Origin of the sequence: Nitrospirillum bahiense, from assembly GCF_007828025.1 — a bacterium.
GTDB classification, from domain to species: Bacteria; Pseudomonadota; Alphaproteobacteria; order Azospirillales; family Azospirillaceae; genus Nitrospirillum; species Nitrospirillum amazonense.
Genome location: NZ_VITO01000008.1, coordinates 203,624 through 222,031 on the forward strand (window position 1 = coordinate 203,624; position 18,408 = coordinate 222,031).

16 protein-coding genes are annotated in these 18,408 nt (G+C 67.5%); 5 read left to right on the forward strand and 11 right to left on the reverse strand.

The window, feature by feature from the left end; all coding sequences use genetic code 11:
* The first annotated feature begins 75 nt into the window (after positions 1-75).
* The gene (gene asnB / locus FBZ88_RS13940; RefSeq protein WP_145617618.1) at positions 76-2,004 is read left to right on the forward strand and encodes an asparagine synthase (glutamine-hydrolyzing); all 1,929 of its coding nucleotides are present in this window, start codon (positions 76-78) and stop codon (positions 2,002-2,004) included.
* Here asnB and FBZ88_RS13945 read toward each other — a convergent pair.
* Positions 1,965-2,897 (reverse strand): LysR family transcriptional regulator, encoded by a 933-nt coding sequence (locus FBZ88_RS13945; RefSeq protein ID WP_145617619.1) that lies wholly within the window; start codon positions 2,895-2,897, stop codon positions 1,965-1,967. The genes asnB and FBZ88_RS13945 overlap by 40 nt on opposite strands.
* A 130-nt stretch (positions 2,898-3,027) precedes the next feature.
* Between FBZ88_RS13945 and FBZ88_RS13950 the strand changes: the two genes are divergently transcribed.
* Entirely contained in the window at positions 3,028-3,825 is a 798-nt protein-coding gene (locus tag FBZ88_RS13950) for a type 1 glutamine amidotransferase domain-containing protein (RefSeq protein ID WP_145617620.1), read from the forward strand.
* 63 nt (positions 3,826-3,888) lie between these two features.
* Entirely contained in the window at positions 3,889-4,185 is a 297-nt protein-coding gene (locus FBZ88_RS13955; protein ID WP_145617622.1) for a putative quinol monooxygenase, read from the forward strand.
* A 4-nt stretch (positions 4,186-4,189) separates the two neighbouring features.
* On the opposite strand, the gene FBZ88_RS13960 is transcribed toward FBZ88_RS13955, so the two are convergent.
* On the reverse strand, positions 4,190-5,215 hold the full coding sequence (locus tag FBZ88_RS13960; RefSeq protein ID WP_145617623.1) for an NAD-dependent epimerase: 1,026 nt from the start codon (positions 5,213-5,215) through the stop codon (positions 4,190-4,192).
* A 168-nt stretch (positions 5,216-5,383) separates the two neighbouring features.
* Here FBZ88_RS13960 and FBZ88_RS13965 point away from each other — a divergent pair, with 168 nt between their 5' ends.
* Positions 5,384-5,611: a hypothetical protein gene (locus FBZ88_RS13965; RefSeq protein WP_145617624.1), complete on the forward strand. Its 228-nt coding sequence runs from the start codon at positions 5,384-5,386 to the stop codon at positions 5,609-5,611.
* Positions 5,612-5,629: 18 nt separating this feature from the next.
* Here FBZ88_RS13965 and FBZ88_RS13970 read toward each other — a convergent pair whose 3' ends face one another.
* From FBZ88_RS13970 to FBZ88_RS13995, 6 genes are all read right to left on the reverse strand, one after another.
* The gene (locus tag FBZ88_RS13970) at positions 5,630-6,064 is read right to left on the reverse strand and encodes a toll/interleukin-1 receptor domain-containing protein (protein ID WP_186464396.1); all 435 of its coding nucleotides are present in this window, start codon (positions 6,062-6,064) and stop codon (positions 5,630-5,632) included.
* Positions 6,065-6,333: 269 nt separating this feature from the next.
* Positions 6,334-9,408 carry a multidrug efflux RND transporter permease subunit gene (locus FBZ88_RS13975; RefSeq protein ID WP_145617627.1) on the reverse strand — a complete coding sequence of 1,025 codons (3,075 nt, stop codon included), beginning with the start codon at positions 9,406-9,408 and terminating at the stop codon, positions 6,334-6,336.
* A gap of 75 nt (positions 9,409-9,483) precedes the next feature.
* A complete protein-coding gene (locus FBZ88_RS13980) occupies positions 9,484-10,740 on the reverse strand; it encodes an efflux RND transporter periplasmic adaptor subunit (protein WP_145617628.1) in 1,257 nt (418 codons plus the stop codon).
* A gap of 485 nt (positions 10,741-11,225) precedes the next feature.
* A complete protein-coding gene (locus tag FBZ88_RS13985) occupies positions 11,226-11,798 on the reverse strand; it encodes an arsenate-mycothiol transferase ArsC (protein WP_145617629.1) in 573 nt (190 codons plus the stop codon).
* A gap of 44 nt (positions 11,799-11,842) precedes the next feature.
* Positions 11,843-12,352, reverse strand: coding sequence for an arsenate reductase ArsC (locus tag FBZ88_RS13990; RefSeq protein ID WP_088875055.1), 510 nt, complete (start codon positions 12,350-12,352; stop codon positions 11,843-11,845).
* A 167-nt stretch (positions 12,353-12,519) separates the two neighbouring features.
* A complete protein-coding gene (locus tag FBZ88_RS13995; protein ID WP_145617630.1) occupies positions 12,520-13,932 on the reverse strand; it encodes a methyl-accepting chemotaxis protein in 1,413 nt (470 codons plus the stop codon).
* A 321-nt stretch (positions 13,933-14,253) separates the two neighbouring features.
* Between FBZ88_RS13995 and FBZ88_RS14000 the strand changes: the two genes are divergently transcribed.
* The gene (locus FBZ88_RS14000; RefSeq protein WP_145612858.1) at positions 14,254-15,027 is read left to right on the forward strand and encodes a ferredoxin--NADP reductase; all 774 of its coding nucleotides are present in this window, start codon (positions 14,254-14,256) and stop codon (positions 15,025-15,027) included.
* Between the two features lie 754 nt (positions 15,028-15,781).
* Here FBZ88_RS14000 and FBZ88_RS14005 read toward each other — a convergent pair.
* The 3 genes from FBZ88_RS14005 to FBZ88_RS14015 all read right to left on the reverse strand — a co-directional run bounded on the left by FBZ88_RS14005 (position 15,782) and on the right by FBZ88_RS14015 (position 18,374).
* Complete coding sequence (locus tag FBZ88_RS14005) at positions 15,782-16,507, reverse strand: RES family NAD+ phosphorylase (protein WP_145617631.1); 726 nt, start codon at positions 16,505-16,507, stop codon at positions 15,782-15,784.
* Positions 16,504-16,917, reverse strand: a complete 414-nt coding sequence (locus FBZ88_RS14010) for an MbcA/ParS/Xre antitoxin family protein (RefSeq protein WP_040846483.1) — start codon at positions 16,915-16,917, stop codon at positions 16,504-16,506. The genes FBZ88_RS14005 and FBZ88_RS14010 overlap by 4 nt, the downstream gene beginning before the upstream one ends.
* A gap of 65 nt (positions 16,918-16,982) precedes the next feature.
* Positions 16,983-18,374: a serine hydrolase domain-containing protein gene (locus tag FBZ88_RS14015; protein WP_145617633.1), complete on the reverse strand. Its 1,392-nt coding sequence runs from the start codon at positions 18,372-18,374 to the stop codon at positions 16,983-16,985.
* Positions 18,375-18,408: the final 34 nt, after the last annotated feature.

Consider the following 18,408-nt stretch of genomic DNA (forward strand, 5'->3'; position numbering starts at 1 on the left):
TGGCGGCTGACCGGTAACGCCCTGTATTCCTGGATATCCCCGTTACGGGGGTTCCTGGAATCACAGGGCGGAACCATGTGCGGCATCGCGGGGCTTTGGGTATTCGGGGGGGCGGACGGCACCCGGCTGGCGCGCCAGGCGGGCATCATGATCGACCGTCTGGCCCATCGTGGGCCCGATGACCGGGGCGTCTGGCAAGATGACGCCGCCGGCGTGGCGCTGGCCAACCGCCGCCTTGCCATCATCGACCTGTCCCCCCTGGGCCACCAGCCCATGACCTCGGCAGACGGCCGCGTCACCGTCGCCTTCAATGGCGAGATCTACAATTATCAGGACCTGCGCCAGCAGCTGGTGGGGGAGGGGGTGGCCTTCCGCGGCCAGTCCGACACCGAGGTGCTGGTGGAGGCCATCGCCCGCTGGGGTGTCAATCGCGCGCTGGCCGCCTGCAACGGCATGTTCGGCCTGGCCGTGTGGCTGGCGGAGGAGCGCCGGCTGATGCTGGTGCGCGACCGGCTGGGGGAAAAGCCGCTCTACTGGTCGCTCAGCAATGGCGTGCTGCTGTTCGCGTCCGAGCTCAAAGCCGTCAGGGCGGAGCTGGGCTATCACGCCGTGCCGGACGAGGCGGCGCTGGCCGACTATTTCCGCCACGGCTTCATCCCGGCGCCGCGTACGGCCTTCACCGGCATCCGCCAATTGCCGCCGGGCACCTGCATGACGGTGTCGGCCGATGGCAGTGCCGAGACGCGGGCCTATTGGTCGGTCACGGACGCCGCGCGCCGCGCCCTGGCGGCCCCCTTGACGCTGGAGGATCCCGAGATCCTGCGCCTGACCGGCGACCTGCTGACCGACGCGGTCCGCCGGCGCATGGTGTCGGACGTGCCGCTGGGCGTCTTCCTCTCCGGCGGCATCGACAGCGCCCTGGTGGCGGCCCTGATGCAGGGGCAGAGCGCCACCCCCATCCGCAGCTTCACCATTGGGTTTGGGGAGGCGGAGTTCGACGAGTCCGCCGCGGCCGAGGCAACGGCCAAGGCCCTGGGTACCGACCATACCACCCTGCGGGTGGACGCCGGGGACGCGGTGGACCTGGTGCCCCACCTGGCCGGCATGTATGACGAGCCCTTCGCCGACATCTCCGCCATTCCCACGGCGCTGCTGTGCCGCCTGGCGCGCCGCCATGTGACGGTGGCCCTGTCCGGTGATGGCGGGGATGAGGCCTTCGGCGGGTATTCCCGCCATCTGTGGGCGGAGTCCGTTGGCCGGTGGCGGCGGCGGCCGGCTTGGCTGCGCCACGGCCTGGCCCGCCTGGATGCCACCGTGCCTGACGCCTGGATCGACGGCGCCGCCCACCTGCTGAAGCCCCACCTGCGCCAGCCGTCGGACAAGGTGGGCAAATTCCTGGGCGCCGTGGCGGCGGCGGACGAGGATCAGGCCTACATCGCCATGCTGGGCATGAAGGCCGACACTATCCTGCGTCCCGGCCTGGCGCTGGACGCGGCCGCACCCGTGGCCTTGCCGCCCATTACGCCCTCGGGGGGCGCCGACCCGACGCTGCGCCTGCAACTGCGCGACCTGGCCCGCTATCTGCCCGATGGCGTGCTGGTCAAGGTGGACCGCGCCAGCATGGCCGCCGGCCTGGAGGCGCGGGCCCCCCTACTGGACCCGCGCGTGGTGGAATGGGGCCTGCGCCTGCCGCTGCACCAGCGCCTGCGCGATGGGCGGGGCAAGTGGATGCTGCGCCGGCTGCTGGCCGACCGTATCCCGCGAGGTGCCGTCACCGCGCCCAAGACCGGCTTCGGCGCGCCCCTTGGTGCCTGGCTGCGCGGCCCCTTGCGCGACTGGGCGGCCGGCCTGCTGGAAACGGCGCCACAGGATAGTTTGATCCAGGCGCCGGTGGCGGCCGCCCTGTGGCGGCAGCACCTGTCGGGTCGCCATGACCACGCTGGCCGCCTATGGACCGTGCTGTCCTACCTGTCCTGGAAGGCGACGGTGGCCGAGGCCGATTGAAGCTCCCGCGCCACGTCGGTCATCAGTGACCGCAGCCAGCGGTGGGCCGGGTCGTGGCGGTAGCGCACATGCCAGGCCATGTCGACCGGGAAGGTGCCCAGGTCCACCGGCGCCGACAGGATGCGCAGGCGCGGGTCATGGGCCAGGCGGCGGCAGATCAGGCTGGGCAGTGTGGCGCAATAGTCCGTGACGGCGATCATCTCCGGCACCGCCAGGAAATGGGTCACGGATACCGCCACCTCGCGTTTCACACCCCGCTGCTGCAGGGCCTGGAACAGGCCGGCGCGCATGCGGCCCGGCGGCAGCACGTTCACGTGCTTCATGCGCTCATACTGGTCGCGGGTCAGGGTGTCGCCTACGTCCGGATGGTCGGCCCGCACCACACAGGCCAGGCCCTCATCCATCAGGTGCTGCACGATCAGATTGTCCGGCGGATCGACCAGCCGCCCCAGCGCCATGGCCGTGGTACCGGAAATGACGCCCGTGTCGGCCAGGTCGTTGCCGTAGGGGACCAGGCGCAGCTTGATGCCCGGGGCCACGTCGCGCAGCCGGGCGACGACGGCGGGCATCAGGGCGAACTCGACATAGCTGTTGGGCGCGATGGTCAGCAGGCGGTCCGCCTTCGCGGGATCGAACTCCTGCTGGCCCAGGATGGCGTCATCGATCTTGGCCAGCGCCTCCGCGATCACCGGGGCAAGGTCCAGGGCCACCGGCGTGGGCTGGATGCCATAGCGTTCACGCACAAACAGCGGGTCGTGCAGCACCAGGCGCAGGCGCGCCAGCGCGTTGGACAGCGCTGGCTGCGTCATGCCCAGCCGCGCTGCGGCCCGGGTCACGTTCCGCTCTTCCATCAGGGTGACGAAGACCGGCAGCAGGTTCAGGTCGTAGCGCATCAGTTATAATGTCATGTGAATGTCTAAAATAACAGAAATAAAGTTCTGGAATATGTCATGCCGGCGCATGGTTGGGCCATCGCGAATGACGCGACCCTGATCAAACGGACCCAGTCCAACGGAGGATGAAATGAGCAAAGGCACCGTGCTTGTGGTTGGCTCCAACGCCACGCGGATCGAAATCCAGGGCGGCGGCTGGGGCGCCACCGGCCAATATCTGAATGAGACCGTCGTGCCGGTCCTGGCCCTGATCGAAGCCGGCTACGACGTGGTCCTGGCCACGCCCAGTGGCACCAAGCCGACCATCGACCCGAATTCGGACAGCGCGAAGCATTTCGGCGGGGATGAGGTCGCCTACCAGCGCGCCCGGACCTTCTACGCCAACGATCCCGCGATGAACCAGGTGCGCACCCTGCGCGCCGTGGTGGCGGAAGGGCTGGACCGTTACGCCGGCGTGTTCGTGCCCGGCGGCCAGGCGCCTGGGGTCGATCTGATGCAGGATGCCGACCTGGGTGCCATCCTGCGCCACTTCCATGCGCGGGCCAAACCCACGGCCCTGCTGTGCCATGGCCCCATCGCCGTGACCGCCGCCCTGGCCCATGCCCGCGAGTTCCGCGCCGCCCTGATCGCCGGTGATGCCGACCTTGCCAAGAAATGGGCTGAAGGCTGGCAGTATGCCGGGTACAAGATGACCGTCTTCTCCAACACCGAGGAGAAGGTGGTCGAGGAGAACGTCCTGCACGCCAAGCTGTACTTCAACGTGGCCGATGCGCTGCAGACGGCGGGTGGCGAGGTCATCACCACCCCGGTGAACTTCCAGCCCCATGTGATCGTCGACCGTGAACTCATCACCGGCCAGAACCCCGGATCCGACCGCCCGCTCGCGGCCGCCCTGGTCCAGGCTCTGGACCGCGCCGTCGCGGCATAAAGACGGACCCCACGGCGGGGCCTTCCCGGTCCCGCCGCCTCTCCTCAAAAGGAACCGAGCCCCATGACCCACACCGTAAAGATCACCGCCATCCTCATCGCCCGGCCGGGCAAGCTGGACGAGCTGAAGGCCCTGTTGGCCGGCATGGTGGCGCCCTCCCGGGCCGAGCCTGGCAATTTGCGCTGGGACATCTGGCAGGACCAGGCCGAGCCCAACCGCTTCGTGCTGGATGAGCTGTATGTGGACAACGACGCCATCGCCGCCCACCGTGCGACCGCCCACTTCCAGAACTATCTGTCCAGGATCAACGTCGTGGCTGAGCGCACGTCCATGGTGCTGAACCCGGTCGAGGTCGCCTGAAGGTTCAAGCCGGCTTCCCGCCGGCGCGATAGGCGCGGAACCAGTCCACGAACCGCGCCACGCCCTCTTCCACCGGCGTGGCGGGGGCATAGCCGATATCGCGGGCCAGGTCGTCGATGTCCGCCCAGGTGGCGGGCACGTCGCCGGGCTGGATGGGCAACAGGCGGATGTCCGCTGTCATGCCCAGCTTTTCCTCCAGCAGGCGGACATAGCGCATCAACTCCACCGGGCGGTCGCTGCCGACGTTGTACAGGCGATAGGGGGCCACGCCGCTGCTGGCGGGATCAGGCTGGGCGCCGGTCCAGGCGGCGTCGATGGCCGGCGGACGGTCCAGCAGGGTCAGGATGGCCGACACCACATCATCGATGTAGGTGAAGTCGCGCCGCATGCGCCCCTCGCCGTAAACCTCGATGGGCCGGCCCTCGACGATGGCCTGCGCGAACTTGTACAGCGCCATGTCCGGCCGGCCCCAGGGGCCATAGACGGTGAACAGCCGCAGGCCGGTCACGGGGATGCGGAACAGGTGGCTGTAGGAGTGGGCCATCAACTCATTGGCGCGCTTGGTGGCGGCGTAGAGCGTCATGGGATGATTAGCCCCCCCGTGCGGGCTGAAGGGCATGGCGGTGCTGGCGCCATAGACCGAACTGGTGGAGGCGTAGACCAGGTGGGCGCAGGCGACCGCCCGGCATCCCTCCAGCACATTGGCGAAGCCCACCAGGTTGCTGTCCACGTAGGCGGCCGGATGCTCCAGGCTATACCGCACGCCGGCCTGGGCCGCCAGGTGCACCACCCGGCCGAAGCGGTGGGTGTCGAACAGCGCCGCCACGGCGGCCCGGTCCGCCAGATCGATGCGCGCCTCGGTGAAGCCGGGGAAGGGGCGCAGGCGGGCCAGCCGCGCCTCCTTCAGGGCCACGTCGTAATAGGGGGTCAGGTTGTCCAGGCCCACCACCGCCACGCCCCGTTGCAACAGGGCCAGCGCCACGTGGTTGCCGATGAACCCGGCGCTGCCGGTGACCAGGACGGGGGACATCGTTGGGGATTTCCTGGGGCCAAGATCTTGGAAGCGTTCGCGAACGGCTTTGCCTACCACGTCCGGGTGCATAGTGCGACAGTCGCTTGATGTCGCATCCCAAGGGTTAGGGCGGGTTCGGCACGGACTTTGCGTTAATGGCATGTGTACAAGGTCACGGGTGCCGCCATGGAAGACATCATCTACTACGATGCTGAGGAAATCCGCCGCAAACTGGAACGCGCGGCCGATGAGCTGGACGCCGCCGGCGATCCCATTTTGGCTCGCAGATTGCGAGAAATTGTCGATTTGGATCGTGCCGGCGATGGTGTGCCGGCCGTGCGCCTGCGCGACAACGATCGTGCCCGGGGCTGGACGCCGGTCGTGCTGACCGGCGGCGCCTCCCCCAGGAAGTAAGGCCCGAGGGGCGGCGGGTCAGCTGGCCAGCGGCGTGCGCTCCAGCACCGCGCGGCGGATGGCCACGGCCACCTCGTGCAGGGCTTGGTCCTGGTCGGGCCAAAGCGTGACCGGCCGACCGTCGCGCGGCACCGCCAGCAGGTGGCGCAGCGGCGTGGACAGCCAGTCGCAGGCCCGCAGGATGACGGGAATCACCCGCGCGCGCCCCGTGCGGTGGCGGTCCACCGCGTGCTGCATCTCCCCATCATGGCAGGCGGGGGATGCCAGGAAATCCGGACTGACCAGTAGCAGCACCACGTCGGCCTCGGCCAGGGCCGCACCGATGCCGTCCTCCAGCGCGTCGCCGGCCAGCAGGCGCCGGTCGTGCCACAGGGCCACGCCCTGGCGCTTCAGGGGTGCCAGGTGCACCTCCAGCCGGTCGCGCAGGGCTTCGTCGACGTGGGAATAAGACATGAACACGCGCACCACGGCAGGCCTCCGCCGATACCAGAACCAAGGATTTTCAGGGCGCTGGCTCATGCGGTCCCACCGCGACGGGGCCGCCGGCCAGCGCGGCGCGCCGTTCCCCCACCCCCGATAATGTTCCGCTTTTGTTCCGGTGTCAACGCGAGCAGCCCGGTGCAAAAGGGGGCTCACCTTTGGCCAGGGCGCTGCGCCCCCAAAAGAAAACGGCCGGGGAACACCCCCGGCCGTTTTCCATACCCAGCACCGCTGAAGCGCCGTCAGGCGACCTCGGCGATCTCCCGCAGGCGGCGTGAACTGGCGGCCGCCTTGTGATCCTTGGCCAGCAGGGTATAGACCGCCGGCAGGACGAACAGGGTGAACAGCGTGCCGATGGACATGCCGGTCACCACCACCAAGCCGATGGAGAAGCGGCTGGCGGCACCGGCGCCCGACGCGATCAGCAGCGGCAGCAGGCCCACCACCATGGCGGCGGTGGTCATCAGGATGGGGCGCAGGCGCACGCGGGCGGCGTGCAGGATGGCTTCCCGCCGGCCCAAGCCTTCCTTCACCTGCATCTCGTTGGCGAATTCCACCAGCAGGATGCCGTGCTTGGAGATCAGGCCGATCAGGGTCACCAAGCCCACCTGGGTGTAGATGTTGATCGAGGTGATGCCGATGAACAGCGGGATCAGCGCGCCGCAGATGGACATGGGCACGCTGACCATGATGACCAGCGGGTCGCGCAGGCTTTCGAACTGCGCCGCTAGCACCAGGAAGATGACGATCAGCGCGAAGCCGAAGGTCATGGCCAGCTGGTTGCCTTCCTCGACGAACTGCCGGGTCTGGCTGAGATAGCTGTGGCTGTAGCCGGCCGGCAGCTGCTTCACCTGGTCTTCCAGGAAGGCCACCGCCTCGCCCATGGACACGCCCGGCATGGGCACGGCCTGGAAGGTGGCGGAGTTCATCTGGTTGTAGTGGGTCAGCGCGTTGGGATCGGTGCCCTCTTCCAGGCGCAGGAAGGTGGACAGCGGCACCTGGTCGCCGGTGACGGAGGTGACGTAGAAGCGCGTCAGCTTGTCCGGCGTCAGGCGGTCGATGCGCGGCACCTGGGGGATGACCTCGTACGACCGGCCCTGCAGATTGAAGCGGTTGACGTAGTTCTCACCCACCATCAGGGCCAGGGTATCGCCGATGCTGGCCATGGTGACGCCCATCTCGTTGGCCTTGGACCGGTCGATGTGGATGCGCACCACGGGGGTGTTGTAGTCAAGGTCGCTGTCCACCACCAGGAACTTGTGGCTGGCGACGGCGGCGGCTTTGATCTTGTCCATCGCCTCATAGAGGGCGGGGAAGCCCTGGGTGCCGTTCAGCACCATCTGCACCGGCAGGCCGCCGGTGGTGCCGGGCAGGGGTGGCAGGTTGAACACCAGGGCCTTTTCGCCGGGCACCTGGTTGAAGGCCGCCTGCAGCGCCGCCAGCGACTGCTGGATGGGCCGGTCACGCTCCCCCCACGGCTTCAGCAGCACGCCGGCGATGCCCTGGCTGGTGCCGGTGGTGCCGCTGATCAGGAAGCGCTCCCGCCCTTCGGGCAGGGTGCCGCCGGCGGCGTCCAGCTGCTGCGCATAGTGCTGGGTGTAGTCGATGTTGGCGTATTGCGGGCCCTTGAACACGCTGAACAGGATGCCCTGGTCCTCTTCCGGGGCCAGTTCCGACCGGCCGTGCAGGTACAGGTAGGGGATGCTGGCCAGCACGACCACGGCGAACAGCAGGATGACGGGACGATAGTCCAGCGCCCGGGTCAGCCGCCGCTCATAGAAGTTGGCCAGGCCGTTGAAGGCGCGGTCGATGAAGCGCGAGAACGCGGTGTGGTCGCCGCCCTTGGGCAGCAGCACCGACGCCATCATGGGTGACAGGGTCAGCGCCACCACACCCGAAATGACCACCGCCCCCGCCAGGGTGAAGGCGAATTCGCGGAACAGGGCCCCGGTGACGCCGCCCAGCAGGCCGATGGGGGCGTAGACCGCCGCCAGGGTGATGGTCATGGCGATGACGGGCCCGGCGATCTCGCGGGCGCCGACCAGGGCTGCCTGCACCGGTGTCTTGCCCTCCTCCAGGTGGCGGTAGACGTTCTCCACCACCACGATGGCGTCGTCGACCACCAGGCCGATGGCCAGCACCATGGCCAGCAGGGTCAGCAGGTTCAGGCTGAACCCCGCCGCCAGCATCAGGGTGAAGGCGCCGATCAGCGACAGCGGGATGGTGACCACGGGGATCAGCACCGATCGCAGGGATCCGAGGAACAGGAAGATGATGACGATGACGATGGCGATGGCTTCGATCAGCGTGTGCTCCACCTCGCTGATCGAGGCGTTGATGAAGTTGGTGGCATCGTAGGCCACCTTCATCTCGATGGCGGGCGGCAGGTTGCGCTGAATCTCCGGCAGGATCTTCTCGCGCACGTTCTGCACCATCTGCAGCGGATTGCCCGTGGGCGTCACCTGCACGCCGATGAACACGGCGTTCAGGCCGCTGAACATGACGGCGCTGTTGGTGTTCTGGGCGCCCAGCGAGATGGAGGCGACGTCCTCCAGCCGGACCACCGCCCCGCCCGACGCCTTCACCACCATGCGGCGGAAATCCTCCACGCTGGTCAGGTCGGTGTCGGCGGTGACGTTGGACACGGTGAACAGGCCCTTCACCTGGCCTGGAGCGGACTGCACGTTGTTGTTGCGCAAGGCGTTGGCCACGTCGTCGGCGGAGACGCCGCGCGCCGCCATGCGGGCCGGATCCAGCCACAGACGCATGGCGAAGGTCTGGCCGCCCAGGATGTCGGCCGAGGCGACGCCGTCGACCGTGGCGATCAGCGGCTGCACCACGCGGGTGAGATAGTCGGAGATGGCCGAGCCCGGCAGCTCCTTGGACGCGAAGCTCAGGTACATCACCGCCGTGGTGTCACCCGTCGACTTGGTGATGACCGGGTCGTTCGCCTCTTTCGGGATCAGGTACTTGACCTGCTGCACCTTGGCGATGACGTCGGTCATGGCTTGGCTGGGATCATAGTTCAGCTTGACGTAGACCGTGACCGTGCTTTGCCCCTGGACGGAGTTGCTGGTCATGTAGTCGATGCCGTCGGCGCTGGCGACCGCCTGTTCGATGGGGGTGGTGATGAACCCCTGCATCAGGTCGGCCGTGGCGCCGGGATAGACGGTGGTGATGCTGATGGTGGTGGACGACAGCTTGGGATACTGCCGGATGGGCAGGGTCGACAGCGACCGCAGGCCCAGCAGCAGGATCAGCAGGCTGACTACCAGCGCCAGCACAGGCCGTTTGATGAATAGATCGGTGAATTTCATGGTCGGGGTGTTCCCTGGGACCGGCCGCGTGCCGCCATGGGCGCGGCCGGTCCTGATTTCGGGTCTATGGCTGGATCAGGGACGCGGCGTCTGGGCCGGCGCGGGCGGGGCGCCCTGCTCCGACAGGCTCACGGGCGCGCCGTTCTGCAGCTTGTTCTGGCCCACGGCCACCACCCGGTCGCCCGGGTTGACGCCGCTCAGCACCACGACCTTGCCGTCGGCGCGGTCACCGGTCTTCACGAAGACGCGGTCCACGTGAAGGGCCGGCTTGCCATCCTCGCCATTCACCGGCTTGCCGTCCTTGTCCACTGTGGGACGCACCACATAGACGCTGTTGCCGTACAGCGAATAATCGACGGCCGTTTCCGGCAGGGTGACCTGGTTGGGCGTGGCCGGCAGCACGACGGTGACGTTGCTGAACATCCCGGGCTGCAGGGCATGATCCTTGTTGGGAATGGTGGCCTGCAGCTTCACCGTGCGGGTGTCACTGCTGATCTGGGGATCGATGGCGGTGATGGTGCCCTCGAACACGCGGCCGGGGAAGGCATCCACGGTCACGCGCACGGCTTGGCCGACGGCCACGCGGCCGCGCTCGCCTTCCGCCAGGGTGAAGTTGGCGTACAGCTCGTCCAGGTCGGTCAGGGTGACGATGGCGTCGCCGGCCTTGACGTACTGGCCCACATCCACCTGGCGCACGCCCAGCACGCCGTCGAACGGCGCCCGCACCAGCAGCTGGGCGATCAGGGCGTTGGTCTTGGCGATGTTGGCGTTGGCCTGATCCAAGGCGGCCGCCTGCTGGTCCACCGTCTGCTGAGAGGTCGCCTGCTTGGCCACCAGGGCGCGATAGCGGGCCAGGTCCAGCTCGGCCACCTTGGCCTGGGCCTTATAGTTGGCCAGGTCGCCCTGCTGCGGCTTGTCGTTCAGCTGCAGCAGGGGCGTGCCGGCGGTCACCGTGGCGCCGGACTGGAACAGGATTTTGGTCACGGACCCGCCCACCTCGGGCGTCACGGTGACCTGGTGGACGGCCTGCAGCGTGCCCACGGCGGGCAGCAGCTGCGGCACATCCTCCGTCTTGGCCACGGCGGTGGCGACCGGCGGCGGCGGCGGCGTCATCTTTTTCAGGATTTGGCCGATCATCACGGGCCTCACGCTGCGGTCAAAGTACACGAACAGGCCGCCGATGATGGCCAGCGCGATGACGGTGATGACCATGAACAGGGCGATGCGCGGCGGCCGCTGGCGGCCGTCCTGCCCCCGGTAGTCGGTGCGCGACAGTCCCGTCGGCGGCGCACCCGGTTTCGGCACGGTGGTCACGGTCGATTGGGATTCCATGGTCTTGGTCTCGCTCGGCGCAAAATGCCCGGGTGCCGGCGGGACGATCCCGCCGGGTGGGCGATGGTGTCGGTCTCGAAATCGCACACGCGCGGCAACGCGCCGCCACGGCGTGAACCGGGCGATGGCTGTCTGCCGGATGCGAAGGGCAAACCCTCCCGCGCCGCCTCGCCCCCAAGAAAACCCCAAGGGCAGGCGGCTACAGCCGGCAGCGGTGCGCTTTCCTAAACGATGGCCTGTCCCCGGCGATCCGATGCCCCCGCACCCGATCCGTCCGATCCCATGGGCCCTCATTATTGCAGCGGACTATGGGCAGGGCGTCGCGCCGCTGCCAGTGAGCGGTGTCACAACACGGCACTCGCTTTTCGCAAATTCCGGAAAAAATGCAACGATTGCTATGTCCAGCTGAATTATCGGCCGCCCTGGGTATGCTTTATCCATCGGGGGCTTAATTATCCACCCCGGGGGCGTGCCCTCTTGCGGGATCAGGCGGTGCGCAGCCCGTCGTCGTCCTCATCCGGCCATTGGCTCAGCGCCAGCAGGCAGTGGGCGGGCAGGACGGACAACACATCGATGCGTCGCCGTAAATCCTGGAAGATGGCGTCCACCAGTACCTCAGGCGCGTCGGCATCCGGATACAGGGCGGGGTCCGGGTCGGGCAGGGCCCAGTGCGCCGTCACCGGCTGGCCCGGCCAGGCGCCGGCCATGCCCGTCGCCGCCAGCTCGCTGACGGTGATGACGATGTCCACCGGCGGGGCGTCCGGCGCCATGAAGCGCTCCAGCGGCTTGGGCGCCAGGCCGCCGGTGGCGACACCTTCCGCCCGCAGGCGGGCCAGGGCATAGGGGTTCGGCCGGTCCACAGGGGTCAGGCCCGCGCTGTGGGCATCGAATCGGTGGCCCGCATGATGACGCAGCAGCGCCTCCGCCATCATGCTGCGCCCGGCGTTGACCCGCCCGACGAACAGCACGCCCAGGCGCCGGTTCACCATGCCGTAGCGGGTGCCGTTCGGCGGCTGGGGCAAGATCATGTCCGGCGTCGGGCTGTCGGGCGGCATCATGGGACTCGTCCGGTACGGGGCGGGAGGGCTGGGGAAGGGCCGGCTCAGCCGGCCGCCGCCCAACCCTCCTCACTGTGCATCGCCGTCAGCGCCTCGGCTGTCAGGCGGGCCAACCTTTGCTCCGGCAAGGAACAGAAGATGCGCACCCGGCGCTCGATCATGCCGAACAGCAGATTGAACAGGGCCCGCTGTTCCACCTCCGACCCCTTGAACCCCTGCGGGTCGGGGAAGCCCCAGTGGGCGATCATCGGATGGCCGGGCCAATGGGGCGCTTCCGCCTTGGCGCTCGTGTCACAGGTGTGGAAGATGAAGTCCATGGGCGCCACGTCGGGGCCCGCGAATTCGTTCCACGACTTGGGGTGCAGGCCCTCGGTGGGAATGCGGGCCTTGGTCAGCAGGTCCAGGGCGATGGGGTTGCATTCCGGCAGCGGGTCGGACCCGGCGCTGAACACCTCGAAGCGGCCGCCGGCCCAATGGCGCATCAGCGCCTCGGCCATGATGCTGCGGGCGGAGTTGAACTGGCATAGAAACAGAACGCGGTAGACCTTCGCCATGTCGCTTCATTCCCCCTGAATGCCGCGCCCCATGGGTTTGGGGACCGCAGCCGCGTGCCGCCCGCCCCCCGGGCAGGCACGTTTAACCGCATGCTAATCCCAGCGTATGCCAGTCTTGTGACGCTGGTGTTGCAGCCCGGCGAAAAGGGATAGGTTGGGCCTTGATCTCAGGCGCGGTAGCAGACCCGCAGGCCGCCCCACAGCCGCCCGCGCACCCAGATGGGGGCGGAGGCGTCCTTCATCAGGGCGAAGACGCCGCCGCCCATGTCGCGGCGATAGGTCTGCAGCAGGAACGGCGCGGTGCCGCGGCTGACGGCGGTGGCCGTCTTGTCGGCGTAGACGCGGCGGTTGCGGCCATTGGCGGCGTTCCACACGGGGTCGGCGCCGTGGGGTTTGCGGAACTGCGGATTATGGCAGGGGATCAGGCGGTTGTGGTCGGTGGGCGCGCAGAAGACCATGCGCGGGTCCATGGTCAGCACGGGATCGTGCAGCGGGGTGACGGCCGCGTCCAGGAAGGGGATGTAGCGCGTCATGTATTGTTGCGGGTTGCTGCCGGCGATGGGTTTGAGGTCGGTGTCGAACAGGTCGTCCATGGTCAGCTCCCCCGCCGCCAGGGCCTGTTCCATGCGGGCCGATATCTGGCCCGCCACCTCGCGCGCCCGGTTGATGAAGGGCGTGTCCTCCGTCGCGTAGCCGGACGTGGCGGTCAGCATCATGATGGCCTCCGCCCGTTCCAGCGTGCGGTCCAGGTGGGTGGTCGCGGTCTTCAGCGCCGTGCCGGACGATGCCGCGTCACGGTGCAGCGCGTCCACCGTCTCCTGGAAGCCGTCGCAGCGCCGGGCGATATCGCCGGTGGCGCCGGCGATGGCGGTGGCGTTCTCCTCCACCTGGGCCACGGCCGTGCCCACGGTTTCCACCGCCTGGCCGATGGTGGCGGTGCTGCGGCCCACGCGCTCAGCCTGTTCCGACCCCGCCGCCATGCGGGCGGTCAGCCGGCGCACCTGCTCGGTCAGGGCCTTCAGCGTGGCGTCGATCTCGGCGGTGGCCTCCGCCGTCTGGCGGGCCAGGGCCTTCACCTCGGTGGCGACGACGGCGAAGCCCTTTCCGGCTTCGCCGGCGCGCGCCGCCTCGATGGTGGCGTTCAAGGCCAGCAGGTTGGTCTGGGCCGCGATGCGGTTGATATCGCTGGACACCCGGGCCACCCGGCCCATGGCGCCCTCCAGCCCGCCCAGCTCGTCCGCGCTGGCGTTCACCGCCGCGACCAGGTCGCCGATGGCGGACAGCGACTGGCGGATTTCGCCGGCGGAGGCGTCAATGTCCCGCCGCGCGCCGGCGGCCACACCCTGCGTCGCCTGGGCCATGCCGGCGATGGCGCGATTGCTGGCGACGATGTCGCGCGTCGCCGCCTGGATGTCGGCCAGCTGCTTGCCCTGGTTGTCGATGGCGCTGTCCACCTGATGGATGCTGCCGACCACATCGGCGATGTCGACGCTCAGGCGCCCGACCTCGGAGGCGATGTCGGCGATCAGCGTGCCGGCGTCGGCGCGCAGTGGTATCGATTGGTGGGTGTCCACGGCCATGTCCTCTCCCCAGGATCGGGAAGGGCATTCTGGGGCCCATCCCGTAAAGAAAGCGCAAACAACCCCTGTCCAAACAGGGTGGCCATTTAGGATAGGTGCATCGTCGCGCTCCCGCCCTCATCCTTTGGTTGACCGCACTATGCGGTGGGGAAGGAAATTTTTTCCCAAGATCGGCTTGTAATACTGGACTATTCGACCAGATATGCAGTCGCAGCGATCCAGGGCAGTGTATTTTCGCATTTGCGGAAGGGCGGGAAACCGCCATTCTCCCCGGCTTAAAGCGATGTTTTCCGGTGAGTCAGGAAAGAGGGTATAGCGAGGATGAGCGCGTTTCTGTCCGGCAAGGTCACCCATGTCCATCATTGGACTGACAACCTGTTCAGCTTCCGGCTGACCCGCGACCCGTCCTTCCGCTTTCGCAACGGCGAATTCACCATGGTGGGCCTGGAAGTCGAGGGCCGCCCGCTGATGCGCGCCTATTCCATGGCCAGCACCAATTATGAAGAGCACCTGGAATTCTTCAGCATCAAGGTGCCGAACGGCCCGCTGACCTCTCGCCTGCAACACATCCAGGAAGGGGATGAGGTGCTGTACGGCCGCAAGGCCACCGGCACCCTGCTGCTGGACAACCTGCTGCCCGGCCGTACCCTGTACATGCTGGGCTCCGGCACCGGCCTCGCCCCGTTCATGAGCCTGATGAAGGACCCGGACGTCTACGAGCGTTTCGAGAAGGTGGTGGTCACCCACACCGTGCGCCGCGTGGCCGAACTGGCCTATTACGACGACATCACCAAGCACCTGCCGAACGACGAATTCATCGGCGAAATGCTGCGCGACAAGCTGGTCTACTACCCGACCGTGACGCGTGAGCCCTTCCGCACCGAAGGCCGCCTGACCGACCTGATCAAAAACGGCAAGTTCTTCGCCGACATCGGCGAGAAGCCGTTCGATCCGGCCCAGGACCGCGTCATGATCTGCGGCGGCCCCGGCGTGCTGAAGGATCTGCAGGACCTGTGCGAAGAGGCCGGCATGAGCGAAGGCAGCTCGAACGAGCCCGGCCACTACGTCATCGAGAAGGCCTTCGTGGAGCGCTGATCCAGCGATCCCCGTCGGCACGGTTCACGGCCGCGCTCCCACCCGGGGCGCGGCCGTTTTTATCTAAGAGTTTTCTTGATGGTATTATTGCCGGCCTATCCTCGGATTGTTATTTCGATAGCCGATGGCTCAACGCCAAAGTATATACTTAGTCCAGCCTTGGCTTGTTGTATTGTCAGCCCTCTATTTTCCTCAATGTTCACCTTTTGTGGCATCGGGACAAACTTAAGATTATTAAAATCGATCTGGCTATAGTCTTCTGTAGTCCAAAAACGCACAGGATTGCGACCTTCCCATTGATTGGGTATGTTGCACAGAGCGTATTCGCTGAACAGTACGAGCCAGCGGCCCTCCCGTTCGGTTGAGGGAACAACGTCGCTAATGTGTCCAACCATAAAAGCGGAGCCGTGCGATTCAGAGCCTTCACTGTCGGGGTGGTTCGCGTTTCGGCAAACGACCGCATACTTACAGGACTTGGCTCTTGCTCGATCTAAGGCCCAGGACTGTGTTCCCCCCGCTGATAAAATGCTTTCGATGGACTGAAGTGCCAAGACTGACAATACGTTATCCGTCATGATTTGCGTCTCCCGTGATTCCAGCGTTAGCCCATGTGCTTCGGATAACGTATCAATAAAGTATCTAGAAAGTATCGTCAACATATTTTGATGTATGCCCAGCCTAATGCTGGGGGCGTGTCCATGGCTTCCAAGGGCGCAGGTATCCTGGAGGTATTCATTATCAATACCGTTTCCGTTCAGGGCTCCGGCATCGCCCGCCACTCATCCTCGCCGATGACGATGTAGCGGGTCACGGCCCGGCCATCCCAATGATAGCGCAGGGTGCGGGCCTGCAGGATGGGCGGGGTGATCAGGTCGGGGTAATACAGGGCGGCGGCCAGACCCTGGGGCCAGCGCACGCTGGGGTACAGCACGCCGTCGCTGCCCTGGGCCTTCAGCCGCTTGCCCAGCGCCTGGCCCGCCGCCCAGTCGTCCGGCGCCAGGCAGTCCCGGAAGGCCTCGCCGCGCACATCATGGAGGGTGCCGGCCACGCGGGCGGTCAGCTCGCGGAACTGGGCGTCGGCCGCCGGCTCATCCGTCATGCGCATGAAGCGGCCGAAGTGATGGACGGTCTCCATCAGCGCCACCTCGAACCGGTCGCCGCAGTACCACACGCCAAAGGCGCCGTCGGAAAAGCGGCTGGGCCGGTCGGTGGAGGTGTGGGTGAAGGCACCCATGGCCAGGCTGGCCCCGGGGCCGGACAGGCGGCGCGCCGCCGGCACCAGCGCCAGGTCGCCCACCTCATCCCGCACGCGGGGATTGGTCTTGGCCTCCGCGCTGGCGATCAGGTCCCAGTCCGCGGGATCGGCGATGTCCTCGAACAGCCAGACCGGCGGGTAGATGGTGCGGACGATGCGGTAGGCGGGGCGCCAGTCCAGGGTCGTGGTGGGCGGGGTGTCGGGCGGGGTCTCGGGCGGCGTCACCACCCGCCGCGCTCCGCATCCAGGTAGTTGCGCACGGCGGTCAGGTCGGACGGGGCGCCGGCCAACATGCGCTGCAGCGCCGACTTGCCGTGGAAGGCGGCATTGGGCTTGGCCACCCAGGCATAGGCGCGCTCCGGCTCCATGAACAGATAGCGCAGGGCCTTGTGGATGCCCATCAGATCGCCCAGGCGCCACAGCAGGTCCGACGGCAGGCTGCCGATGTCGCCCCGCTTCCAGCGGTAGAAGGTGGACGGGCTGGGCTGGCCCAACAGCACGCGGGCCTGGCCGTCATCCACCCCCCACAGGCGAAACAGGTTGAAGACGGCGCGCAGCATGGCCGCCCCTTCGGCCTGGGTGACGGCACCGGGGACGGCCGCGTCGGGCGTGCTGGCGGGTAGGGCCTGGGCCATGGCGAACTCCTTAATGCCATATGGCAGTTAATATAGGATGAACTGCCATATGGCACAAGTGCCGCTCATTTAAAGGCCGCTACCGTATCGGCCACCAGCCGCTCCAGCGCCAGAATATCGCCCTCGGGCAGATAGGACATGCCCAGTCGGACGATCACCAGGCGGGCGCTGGGGATGATGACGATGGACTGGCCCTGGTTGCCGCGGGCCATGAAGCTGTCGGCCGGCATGCCGGCGCGCACCCGCCGGGCAGCGGCGCCCCCGTTGTTCGCAGAGCCAGCCCGGTTGGTCCAGAAGCCGGCGCCATAGCCGAAATCCTCCGACCCCGGCGTCAGGCGGGCGGAATAGTCCACCCAGCCCTCGGGCAGCAGGCGCCGCCCGCCCACCACGCCATCATCCAGGAACAGCTGGCCGAAGCGCGCCCAATCCCGCGCCGTGGCCCACATATGGCTGGAGCCGATGGGTGTGCCGGTGGCGTCCAGTTCCAGCGTGGCATGCTCCATGCCCAGGGGGTCGAACAGCTCACGGTGGGCGAAGGCCAGGACTTCCGAACCGCTTCCGCCCGTCCGTTGCCTGATCAGGCGGGATAGCAGCAGGGTGTTGCCATTGCTATAGGTCCAGACTTGGCCCGGTGCCGCCTTGGCAGGCGCGGCCTCCACCATCGCCGCCATGTCGGCGCGGGCATAAACCATCTGCGTGGTCGGATCGGCCATGCTGGTCCAGTCGGCGGTCAGGGATTGGCCGAAGTCCAATCCGCTGGTCATGCGCAGCAGGCCGTCCACGGTGATGTCCCGGCGCGCATCATGGTCCCAAGCCGGCACGTCCAGGCGCTGGTCCACCGTCAGCTTGCCCTGCCGTACCAGGATGCCGATCAGCGCGTTGGTGACCGACTTGGTCATGGACCATCCGATCAAAGGCGTGTCGACACCCACGCCGGGGGCATACCGCTCCGCCACCACCTTACCATCGTGCAGGATGACGACCGCCTTGGTCCAGCGGTGGGGGGCCTTATCCGGCTCGGCGAAGGCCCGGTCCAACGCCGCCGTCAAGGTGGGATCGGCGGGCGCCACCACGTCAGGTCCGGCGATGGGCGGCAGCAGGGCCGGGGCCGGCGGCGGCAGGGCGATGCGGGGCCCGGGCGGCGGATCCTCCGCCGTCAGCACGCGGCAGCCGGCCGGCCCTTCGTATACCGCCTTGCTCTTCACCAGACCGGCGAACCGCGCGGTGACGGTCCCGGTGTCGTAATCGACCTGATAGCGGGTCAGGGCGCCCCCCGGCCGCATCTGCGGGGCGACGCCCTGGTCGAAGAAGGTGGCGGCGTCCAGCCCGCCGACGAACACGGCGGAACAGATCTGGTGGCTGGTGAAATGGGCCGGCACCGACACGGCGCGGCGGGCACCGTCGCAAGCGGTCAGGGCCAGGGGTAGCAGCAGGGCGGATAGCAGACGGGGCGGCATGGGCGGCGCTCAAGGCTGGGGGAGAGGCCGCCAG

Bases quoted from the DNA above. Each gene is read 5' to 3' on its own strand.
- FBZ88_RS13955 (WP_145617622.1), top strand. From the start codon at position 3,889: ATGACCCACACCGTAAAGATCACCGCCATCCTCATCGCCCGGCCGGGC.
- FBZ88_RS13990 (WP_088875055.1), bottom strand. From the start codon at position 12,352: ATGGCGAAGGTCTACCGCGTTCTGTTTCTATGCCAGTTCAACTCCGCC.
- FBZ88_RS13945 (WP_145617619.1), bottom strand. From the start codon at position 2,897: ATGCGCTACGACCTGAACCTGCTGCCGGTCTTCGTCACCCTGATGGAA.
- FBZ88_RS13995 (WP_145617630.1), bottom strand. From the start codon at position 13,932: ATGGCCGTGGACACCCACCAATCGATACCACTGCGCGCCGACGCCGGC.
- FBZ88_RS13970 (WP_186464396.1), bottom strand. From the start codon at position 6,064: ATGTCTTATTCCCACGTCGACGAAGCCCTGCGCGACCGGCTGGAGGTG.
- FBZ88_RS14010 (WP_040846483.1), bottom strand. From the start codon at position 16,917: ATGGCCCAGGCCCTACCCGCCAGCACGCCCGACGCGGCCGTCCCCGGT.
- FBZ88_RS13985 (WP_145617629.1), bottom strand. From the start codon at position 11,798: ATGATGCCGCCCGACAGCCCGACGCCGGACATGATCTTGCCCCAGCCG.
- FBZ88_RS13950 (WP_145617620.1), top strand. From the start codon at position 3,028: ATGAGCAAAGGCACCGTGCTTGTGGTTGGCTCCAACGCCACGCGGATC.
- FBZ88_RS13980 (WP_145617628.1), bottom strand. From the start codon at position 10,740: ATGGAATCCCAATCGACCGTGACCACCGTGCCGAAACCGGGTGCGCCG.
- FBZ88_RS13960 (WP_145617623.1), bottom strand. From the start codon at position 5,215: ATGTCCCCCGTCCTGGTCACCGGCAGCGCCGGGTTCATCGGCAACCAC.
- asnB (WP_145617618.1), top strand. From the start codon at position 76: ATGTGCGGCATCGCGGGGCTTTGGGTATTCGGGGGGGCGGACGGCACC.
- FBZ88_RS13975 (WP_145617627.1), bottom strand. From the start codon at position 9,408: ATGAAATTCACCGATCTATTCATCAAACGGCCTGTGCTGGCGCTGGTA.
- FBZ88_RS14000 (WP_145612858.1), top strand. From the start codon at position 14,254: ATGAGCGCGTTTCTGTCCGGCAAGGTCACCCATGTCCATCATTGGACT.
- FBZ88_RS14015 (WP_145617633.1), bottom strand. From the start codon at position 18,374: ATGCCGCCCCGTCTGCTATCCGCCCTGCTGCTACCCCTGGCCCTGACC.
- FBZ88_RS13965 (WP_145617624.1), top strand. From the start codon at position 5,384: ATGGAAGACATCATCTACTACGATGCTGAGGAAATCCGCCGCAAACTG.